The organism is Candidatus Thiosymbion oneisti (assembly GCF_900092655.1).
Classification (GTDB): Bacteria; Pseudomonadota; Gammaproteobacteria; order Chromatiales; family Chromatiaceae; genus Thiosymbion; species Thiosymbion oneisti.
This window is the reverse complement of sequence record NZ_FLUY01001261.1, coordinates 1-8,451: the sequence shown is the minus strand read 5'-3', so window position 1 is coordinate 8,451 and position 8,451 is coordinate 1. Positions and strand designations below refer to the sequence as shown.

Below are 8,451 nucleotides of genomic sequence, written 5' to 3'. Positions count from 1 at the left end.
TACTCCTACACGGGACTTACACCCCATCCGTTCATGCCCATGCCGGGCGTACATCCAAAGCGGCGGCCGGATTGTGCCACCTGGCCGACCCCCCGCTTATGCCTGGCGCTGTAGGTTCCGGTAAGCACTGGGGCAAGGTTGCCGCCGCCTGCCTGGGGGCAGACAGGCACTCCAAAACGTCCGGTGGTACCCTTCCATGATCCTTGGCAGTCCGGAATCCATAAAGGGCCTAAAAATTTACCGCTACCAGCTGCTGACCGCTTGTCGTGGTCGATCAGGATGCGGAAGAGAAAATGACGAAGCGCGCGAATCGGCGCGCATTCATTCGCGCGGATTCGCGTGCTTCGCCGTTTCTCCTCTTGTTTGTCGTCCGGTAACGCTTAACTTAATGGCATTGGATCACAATCGGCTCGTCATCGGCGACGGTTCCGGATCCCGTTGCGTTCACACTTCAGTGGGCACAGCCCACCCTACCTTGCCGGTGAGCCACAGGTCGGGCAATGCCGGGAGCGCCGACATCTTGTCGGCAAAACCGGCTTGCCGGCAATGCCGGCGCCGATGGGGGCGTGCCCGACATCCATAGCTAGGTCTCCTATCTAGGTCTCCTATCTAGGTCTCCTATCTAGGTCTCCTATCTAGGTCTCCTATCTAGGTCTCCGGGGTGGGTGTTTCGTCACCGGGCTCGGAGGTGGGGATGCGGGCAGGGAGCTCATAGCGAACATCGCCCGGACCGGCTGTTTGGTCTCGCATCACCGTGACGATCCGCGCCCGGTAGGGGTACAGATCGACCTTGCATTGGGCGCTGCAATAGGGACATTCGAGCAGCAGCACCGGATCACCGGCGAGATCGACCACCAGTCCGAAGGTCCGTTCGCACTGCCAACACACGAAGGAGGGGCGGGTCTTCATGATTAGGTCCTGTTGATGTTTACTTACTAGAAAATCGGGTAGTGGTAAATTTTTAAATGGTTAGCGTAGAAGGGTTCATAATGCCCCCTTGCTTGATTTGATCCCCGCTCCCCGGCCCCCTCGCTGCGCTCGGGGCAGGTTCTCTCCCGGTGGGAGAGGGGCGAAGCTCGTAGGTTGGGCAAAGCCGGTAGGATGTGGTGAGCGCCTGCCTACCTGCCCCAGGGGACGGGGCAGGTAGGCAGCGAACCGCATCTTTGGATGGCGGCGTGCCCAACAAATCATTTAAATATTAACCACTACCTAAATTCTGTCTCACGTGGGATTTAAGAGAAGTATTTTTGGCCTAAAATAGGATAATTATGTTGTGCTGTCCCTATAGCTCCGAAAATCCAGGAATACTTTCACAGTCTCAGCGCGTGGGAACGAGAAAGACCGCGTCGGGCGTCACCTTTTACGACACCCTCCTGGGGCGGTAGGCAGGCGCTCACCACACCATTGATGCTACGAGCTTCGCCCCTCTCTCGGCGAGAGAGGGGCTTTTGCGACACCTTCCTGCCGGGAGCGGGAATCAAAAAAGAAACCGGGAGTGGTTAATGACCCTCTTTACTCGACCACTCAAAAATTTACCACCGCTCATATCTTATGCTCACACCGAGCCGCGAAGATGTGGATGTTGGGCACGCCCGCCATCCCCTGCCTGTGCATTCCGCACGCAGACAGGCTGGCGGGCTTTGCCCAACCTACCTGGGGTACCCGCAGGGGATGTCCCGACAAAGGAATCTTTGCGTCTTGTACCCCTTGTGCCTGTTGGAACGGACCGGAATCCGTGAAGAGCCAAGTTGATGTAATCTGTGAAAATCTGCGGATAAAAGATGTCATTGTCATTTTTTCTATCTTAGGGAGCCGGCGAGTCAACCGCCGTTTCCTTCCGCAAACAGCCGCGCGAGCATTGCGCCCGGGTCCGCGGCACGCATGCAGGCCTCCCCGACCAGGAAGGCATGGACGCCGCGTTCACGCATGCGGGCAATGTCTTCCCGCGCGCCGATGCCACTCTCGGTAATGAGGATCCGGTCCGCGGGGATGGCGTCCAGCATCCCGAGTGTCGTCTTCAGATCGACTTGGAAGTTGCGCAGGTTCCGGTTGTTGATCCCGATCAGGCGGCCGGAAATCGCTAGGGCCCGCTCCAGCTCTTCCCGGTCATGGACCTCCACCAGCACGTCCAGCCCCAATTCTCCGGCCAGGATACTGAGCTCCTGCAGCCGGCGGTCGTCCAGGCAGGCCACGATCAGTAGGATGCAATCGGTGCCGATGGCCCGAGCCTCGTAGATCTGATAGGGGTCGATGATGAAGTCCTTGCGGAGGACCGGCAGGGTACAGGCGGCCCGGACCTCTTGCAGATGGGCGTCGCTGCCTTGGAAGAAGTCCAGGTCTGTGAGTACCGAGAGGCAGGCGGCACCGCCGCGCTGGTAGCTGGCCGCGATCTCGGCGGGCCGGAAGTCCTCCCGCAACACGCCTTTGCTGGGGGATGCCCGCTTGAGCTCGGCGATGACCGCCGGCTGGCCGGCGGCCAGCTTGGCCGCCAGGGCGTCGGCGAAGCCACGTATCGGCGGCGGCGCGGCGAGTCTCTGGGCCAATCGCTCCCGGGGCAGACGCTCGGCACGGGCCGCAACTTCCTCCGCTTTGCGGTGTAGGATCTTCTTGAGGATGTCCGGGGTGTCGACCATCGGGTTTATTCGAAGCCCTGGGTGAGTACAACCAGCCGCTCCAGGCGGTCGCGTGCCTCGCCGCTGCGGATAGCAGCGTCCGCCGATTGTACGCCTTCCGCCAGACTGGCGGCGACACCGGCCACATAGATGGCGGCACCGGCGTTGAGGACTACGATGTCTCTGGCCGGGCCCGGCCGGTTTTCGAGCACGCCGCGGAGCAGGGCCAGGCTCGCCTCTGGTCCCGCGACCCGAATGGTGTCCAGGGGTGCGCGGGGGATGCCGAATTCCTCGGGCGCGATGCTGAAACGGCGGATTTCGCCGTCCTTCAGCTCCGCAACCTCGGTCTCGTCGCCGATGCTGATCTCGTCCAGGCCGTCGCGGGAATGGACGACCAGCAGGCGCCGGCTGCCCAGGCGTTGGAGCACCTGGGCCAGGGGTTCCAGCAGGTCCGCGCGGAAGACGCCGAGCAGCTGATTGGGTACCCCGGCGGGATTGGTCAGGGGGCCGAGCAGGTTGAAGAGGGTCCGCACCCCAAGCTCCTTGCGTGGGCCGATGGCATACTTCATGGCCCCGTGATGGGCCGGGGCGAACATGAACCCTACCCCGACCTCCCGCACACAGCGGGCGACCTGAGCGGGGGTCAGGCCCAACCGCACGCCTGCCGCCTCGAGGACATCGGCGCTGCCGGATTTGCTCGATACCGAGCGGTTGCCGTGCTTAGCGACGTGACAACCCGCGGCGGCGGCCACAAACATACTGGCGGTGGAGATGTTGAAGGTCCCGGATGCATCGCCGCCGGTCCCTACGATGTCCAGGGTGTTGGGCAGCCCGCCGAGCTCCACGCCGCTGGCCAGCTCGCGCATGACGGAAGCCGCGGCCGTGAGCTCGGTGACCGTCTCTCCCTTCATGCGCATGGCGACCAGGAAGCCGGCGATCTGGGCCCCGGTGGCGGCGCCGCTCATGATGGCCCGCATGGCGGCGGTCATCTCCTCGCTGTCGAGATGCTGTCCGTCGATGACTTTGGCAATGATCGGTTTGATGTTCATCTTTTCCTCCTCGTAAACCGGCTGCATATAAATCCGCAGATTACGCAGATTCCCACAGATTCTCTCGTTTTTCATCTGTGGAAATCCGCGTAATCTGCGGAGAGTAAGAGGCTGTCTAAAAACCAACACATTTTCGGCTGGCTCCCCAGGCTCCAGCGTGGGAGCAGACCTGGTCCCGATGGAGGAGGGATCTGACGCTCCAGCGTCGATTAAGCGCCTCGCTAGGCTAACCGCCAACGCCGATCAGCACCGAGGAGCTGAGTCCGCTGGAGCGGACACAACGGCGTTGAGCGCGAGATGCCGTCCGTCGATGACCTTGGCGATGGCCTGTTTGATATCCATGCCTATTTACCCTCGATGAAATTGCGCAGCAGGTCGTGCCCCTGCCGCGTGAGGATGGATTCGGGGTGGAACTGCACGCCCTGGATCGGATGCACGCGGTGACGGATGCCCATGATCTCGTCCCGGGTCCCGTCTTCCGTCCGGGTCCAAGCCGTGACCTCCAAGGATTGCGGGAGGCTCGCCTCCGCGACCACCAGGGAATGGTAGCGCGTGGCCTGGATGGGCATCTCCAGCCCGGTGAACACACCCTGTCCTGCGTGATAGATGAGCGAAGTCTTGCCGTGCATCACCTGCCGCGCCTTCATGATATTGCCGCCGAATGCCTGGCCGATGGACTGATGGCCGAGACAGACGCCTAGGATGGGAATGCGCCCGGCAAACGCCCGGATCACAGGCATGGAGATCCCGGCCTGGTCAGGGGTGCAGGGTCCGGGCGAGATAACGATGTGCGTGGGGGCGAGGTCTGCGATCTTCTCCAGGCCGATGCCGTCGTTGCGGAAGACCCGTACCTCCACCCCCAGCTCGCCCAGATACTGGACCAGGTTATAGGTGAAGGAGTCGTAGTTGTCGATCATCAGGAGCATTTCAAGCTCGGCTTGTATTCGCTGCCAACGGAATACTTACTGCGGTCCGGTGGAGCAGTGCACACGGAAGGACACGCCTTCGTGGGTTTTCAGGTGGGAGACCACAGCAAAGAGACTATCCACGCGCGGATTGCCCTCTGTGCTTAACATGCGCATCAGGCTCTCAGGGCTTTTGTGCAGTTGTACGCCCAAGGTCTCGAAACCGAGGGTCGCATTCACACAATCGCGCAGGAGCAACTTGCCGGTTTCCAGGTCGGCGTTCAGGAACGCATCAAGGGCTTCTTCCAGCAGGGCAATACGAAACGTCGAGTCCCGTTCGGCCCGTGCCTCGATGGTGTCTTTGAAATCTCTGGTAAGCGGCATGGCCTCACCCTCCTTCCTTACGCTTTTTGTAGTTTCTCCAGTACGCCTTGGCCTGGACGATATCGCGCTGTTGACGCTTCTTCGTCCCGCCGACAAGTAGGATCACGAGTTGCCGACCATCCTGGCCGAAATACACCCGGTATCCAGGGCCATAATTGATCCGCCGTTCGGCAACGCCTTCGCCGACCGGTTTCACGTCGCCCGGATTCCCGGTTTCGATTACGACACCCTTTCCATGTAGGGTGGGCTGTGCCCACCGGCTGCATCCGGGCACAGATGACGATCGATACCCGCCTCGGCCATGGCTACGGCGCGGAAGATGGCGCGGCCTTTGTTCATGGTCTCCTTCCATTCGAGCTCGGGCCTGGAATCCGCCACGATCCCGGCACCGGCCTGGATGTGCAGGGTGCCGTCCCGGATCACGGCGGTGCGGATGGCGATCGCCGTGTCCATATTTCCGTTCCAGGACAGGTAGCCGACCGCTCCGGAATAGATGCCGCGCTTGACCGGCTCGAGCTCGTCGATGATCTCCATGGCCCGGATCTTGGGTGCGCCGGAGACGGTGCCGGCAGGAAAGGTGGCCCGCAGCAGGTCGATGGCACTCATACCGTCCTTGAGTTCCCCCACCACGTTGGAGACCATGTGCATGACGTGGGAGTAGCGTTCCACGAGCAGGCGATCGGTGACCCGCACCGTGCCCACTCGGGCCACGCGCCCGGTGTCGTTGCGGCCCAGGTCGATGAGCATCAGGTGCTCGGCGAGCTCTTTGGGATCGGCCAAGAGCTCCGCCTCCAGCGCCCTGTCCTCGGCCTCCGTGTGGCCGCGGCGGCGGGTGCCGGCGATGGGACGCACAGTGATCACACCGGCATCCAGCCGGGTCAGGATCTCCGGTGACGAGCCCACGATCTGGAACCCCCCCAGATCCAGGAAGTACATGTAGGGCGATGGGTTGAACGCGCGCAAGGCCCGGTAGAGGTCCAGCGGCGCTGCGCCGAAGGGGATGGACAGACGCTGCGAGAGCACCACCTGCATGCAATCACCCGCCAGGATATAGTCCTTGATGCGGTCTACTGCTTGGCGGTAGCCGTCCTCCGTGAAGCCCGAGACGAAGTCGGATTCCTGCACTTCCCTGGACAGTCTGCGGGCAGGGCGGGGAGTTGCGCGCGTTACCCGCCCGACCAGCTCGCCGATGCGGGCCTCCCCGGCCTCCAGGGTATCCCCGGCGGTCGGGTCCAGATGCTTGACGATATACATGGATCCGGACAGGTTGTCGAAGACCACCACCTCGTCCGACACCATGAGCAGGATATCCGGGGTGCCGATGGGATCCGGATTCGGACACCGGGCCAGTCGGGGCTCGATATGGCGAATAGTGTCGTACCCAAAGTAGCCCACCAGACCGCCGGCAAAGCGCAGTTCCTCGGGTTGCTCACAGATCCGGATCCGGGCCTGGAAGTCCTGGATCCAGGCCAGGGGGTCCGTGACCTCCCGGTCGTGGACGATGGTGCCGTCTCGCTCCAGGACCACGCGCTTGCCGTACACCTTGAGCAGGGTCCGGGCGGGCAGCCCGATGATGGAGTAGCGGCCCCACTTCTCGCCGCCGTGGACGGATTCGAAGAGATAAGAGAAGGCACCGGCCGCGAGCTTGAGATAGATGCTCAGTGGGGTATCGAGGTCGGCGCGTACCTCGCAGACGATGGGGATCCGGTTATAGCCCTGATCGGCAAGATCGGCGTAGGCTTCGGGTGTCATGAGGGGTCTCCGAGAATAGGACACAGGGGATTGGCCGAATGACGCTTAGGCTTCAGCGCCGCCATCGGCGGCCCGTGCCGGACCTTGTTCTCATGAGACCGTGAAAAGACACTGGTTTCGACCCTGTTAAGTAAACCTTAAAATGATGTTAAAGGTTCGGGCGCCGATTCCCGGAGCGGTACTTTCGCTTGGCCCGGCGACATTTAATGTTTCGATTTTATGTTTCTCGATCCATTCTGTGATCTTGTCGCCGGCTGCATCATCATATGCATCGACACTGAGTAACGGCTTACCAAAACGTGCCGTGCAACTTGCAGTCCATCCAGTACCCCTATCAACCAATGCAAGATTCAATGAAGTTATAATACAGGTCGCATCGGAGTCCCTTACGTTCAGTTCCGTTCGCAGTGACCTCGGAACAGCCGGGGCCGAATCGCTGCGCGCCTTATCGGTTGGGACCAGCGGAAACTCGCCTGGGATCTTTCCGGTTTCACATTCCTTATTCGGTGGACACCATCCACCGATCTCAACGCCGGCGGCCAAAGCGGCCTTGAGTGCCGCTTGATCAACGCCGGTCTGTCCACCGGAGATTAGCTTTCTGATGGGCACCTTAAAAAATTCAAGTATCCACGTGGAGTGGGATACCAATGCCATTAAGTTAGCTGTTGGCCGCTGGTCGTGGTGGGCCGGAATACGAAAGAGAAAACCACGAAGCGCGCGAATCGGCGTGAAGTGAAAACCGGGTTTTCACTTCGCGTCTTGAAAAATCGCCGGGAAAGCAGCTTTTCAAGGTACCCATACAGGATCTTTAATTCGCAAAAAGGCTCTCGCAAAAAGGCCCTTTAGGGTGTCTTTCGCAAAAACCCCTTAGATCGAATCCGAATCTGTCGAAAAACCTTTCGAATCCTTCGAATCCTTCGGACTCTTCATGGTGCTCTTCCTCTATCAAGGTCTTGGTAAACCAATCCGTGCTCCAGGCAATGGCCTTATCGAGCTCCTCCGGTCCCTCCAGCATATTGAAAACATGACCGGCATCGAGTATGACCAAGGCCTCCTCCCCTTCGTGATACCGCATATAAATTTCCCCCATTTGGGGTTGAGGCTTGATGCCGACGTCCTGCAAACCGACGACCACCATCAAAGGTTTGGTAAAGCGAACAATCTCGGCCACCGGATCGGCCTTTAACAGACCCTCAAAAAAGGGACGCTTGAGCTCGAGCGTTACCCCCGTGAGTATCGGGGAGGGAACCACCTCACCCTCCTCGGCATTCAGTCCGGCTTCTACTACTCCCGGGTCAAAAATGTCAAGCGTGTAGGTTGCATAAGGAATCGCGACCGGCGACCAGAGTACCATCGAATCGATTCGATCATCCCGAGCCGCCGCACTCGGCGCTATCACCCCACCCTGGCTGAGACCAAGCAGACCCATGCGTTCAGGGTCTATCTGCGGAAGATTGGCCGCATATTCGATGGCGGTCAGGGCATCGCTGATCTGTCTCGTGAACGTCATATCCGAAAAGTCACCATCGCTCTCTCCGCTCCCCCGATAATCGATACGGAGGCTGGCAATCCCTTGCTCGGCGAACACCCGGGCCGTCCGGCCATACATGGTTTCCTCCGTCCCCTTCACCGGCGCGGAGAGTCCATCCTTATTACCGGTAAACCCATGCACCATCACGACGATCGGATACGGGGGAGTCGTTTCGGGTTCCGTGAGGATCCCCACGATGGTTTGTTGGTGGTTTTCGA

General features: G+C 60.5%; 10 protein-coding genes. 1 reads left to right on the top strand and 9 read right to left on the bottom strand.

Annotated features, from left to right (window positions below):
- Window positions 1-200: hypothetical protein (locus BQ17_RS22720; protein WP_218068264.1), on the top strand; the 200-nt coding region annotated here is incomplete at its 5' end.
- A gap of 448 nt (window positions 201-648) precedes the next feature.
- On the opposite strand, the gene BQ17_RS13110 is transcribed toward BQ17_RS22720, so the two are convergent.
- From BQ17_RS13110 to BQ17_RS13070, 9 genes are all read right to left on the bottom strand, one after another.
- Window positions 649-909 carry a hypothetical protein gene (locus BQ17_RS13110; protein ID WP_089727770.1) on the bottom strand — a complete coding sequence of 87 codons (261 nt, stop codon included), beginning with the start codon at window positions 907-909 and terminating at the stop codon, window positions 649-651.
- 911 nt (window positions 910-1,820) lie between these two features.
- Window positions 1,821-2,633 carry an indole-3-glycerol phosphate synthase TrpC gene (trpC, locus tag BQ17_RS13105; protein ID WP_176722418.1) on the bottom strand — a complete coding sequence of 271 codons (813 nt, stop codon included), beginning with the start codon at window positions 2,631-2,633 and terminating at the stop codon, window positions 1,821-1,823.
- Between the two features lie 5 nt (window positions 2,634-2,638).
- Window positions 2,639-3,661, bottom strand: coding sequence for an anthranilate phosphoribosyltransferase (gene trpD / locus BQ17_RS13100; protein WP_089727772.1), 1,023 nt, complete (start codon window positions 3,659-3,661; stop codon window positions 2,639-2,641).
- 344 nt (window positions 3,662-4,005) lie between these two features.
- The gene (locus BQ17_RS13095) at window positions 4,006-4,587 is read right to left on the bottom strand and encodes an anthranilate synthase component II (RefSeq protein WP_089727766.1); all 582 of its coding nucleotides are present in this window, start codon (window positions 4,585-4,587) and stop codon (window positions 4,006-4,008) included.
- A 36-nt stretch (window positions 4,588-4,623) separates the two neighbouring features.
- Window positions 4,624-4,950 carry a transcriptional regulator gene (locus BQ17_RS13090; protein WP_089727764.1) on the bottom strand — a complete coding sequence of 109 codons (327 nt, stop codon included), beginning with the start codon at window positions 4,948-4,950 and terminating at the stop codon, window positions 4,624-4,626.
- A 4-nt stretch (window positions 4,951-4,954) separates the two neighbouring features.
- Window positions 4,955-5,224 (bottom strand): type II toxin-antitoxin system RelE/ParE family toxin, encoded by a 270-nt coding sequence (locus tag BQ17_RS21890; protein ID WP_369406473.1) that lies wholly within the window; start codon window positions 5,222-5,224, stop codon window positions 4,955-4,957.
- Window positions 5,170-6,702: an anthranilate synthase component I gene (gene trpE, locus BQ17_RS13080; RefSeq protein ID WP_089727760.1), complete on the bottom strand. Its 1,533-nt coding sequence runs from the start codon at window positions 6,700-6,702 to the stop codon at window positions 5,170-5,172. The genes BQ17_RS21890 and trpE overlap by 55 nt, the downstream gene beginning before the upstream one ends.
- Before the next feature lie 126 nt (window positions 6,703-6,828).
- A complete protein-coding gene (locus BQ17_RS13075; RefSeq protein WP_089727758.1) occupies window positions 6,829-7,356 on the bottom strand; it encodes a YpsA SLOG family protein in 528 nt (175 codons plus the stop codon).
- Between the two features lie 154 nt (window positions 7,357-7,510).
- A partial coding sequence (locus BQ17_RS13070; protein ID WP_089727755.1) for an alpha/beta hydrolase occupies window positions 7,511-8,451 on the bottom strand: 941 nt, incomplete at its 5' end.

Bases quoted from the DNA above. Each gene is read 5' to 3' on its own strand.
- BQ17_RS13110 (WP_089727770.1), bottom strand. From the start codon at position 909: ATGAAGACCCGCCCCTCCTTCGTGTGTTGGCAGTGCGAACGGACCTTC.
- trpC (WP_176722418.1), bottom strand. From the start codon at position 2,633: ATGGTCGACACCCCGGACATCCTCAAGAAGATCCTACACCGCAAAGCG.
- trpD (WP_089727772.1), bottom strand. From the start codon at position 3,661: ATGAACATCAAACCGATCATTGCCAAAGTCATCGACGGACAGCATCTC.
- BQ17_RS13095 (WP_089727766.1), bottom strand. From the start codon at position 4,587: ATGCTCCTGATGATCGACAACTACGACTCCTTCACCTATAACCTGGTC.
- BQ17_RS13090 (WP_089727764.1), bottom strand. From the start codon at position 4,950: ATGCCGCTTACCAGAGATTTCAAAGACACCATCGAGGCACGGGCCGAA.
- trpE (WP_089727760.1), bottom strand. From the start codon at position 6,702: ATGACACCCGAAGCCTACGCCGATCTTGCCGATCAGGGCTATAACCGG.
- BQ17_RS13075 (WP_089727758.1), bottom strand. From the start codon at position 7,356: ATGGCATTGGTATCCCACTCCACGTGGATACTTGAATTTTTTAAGGTG.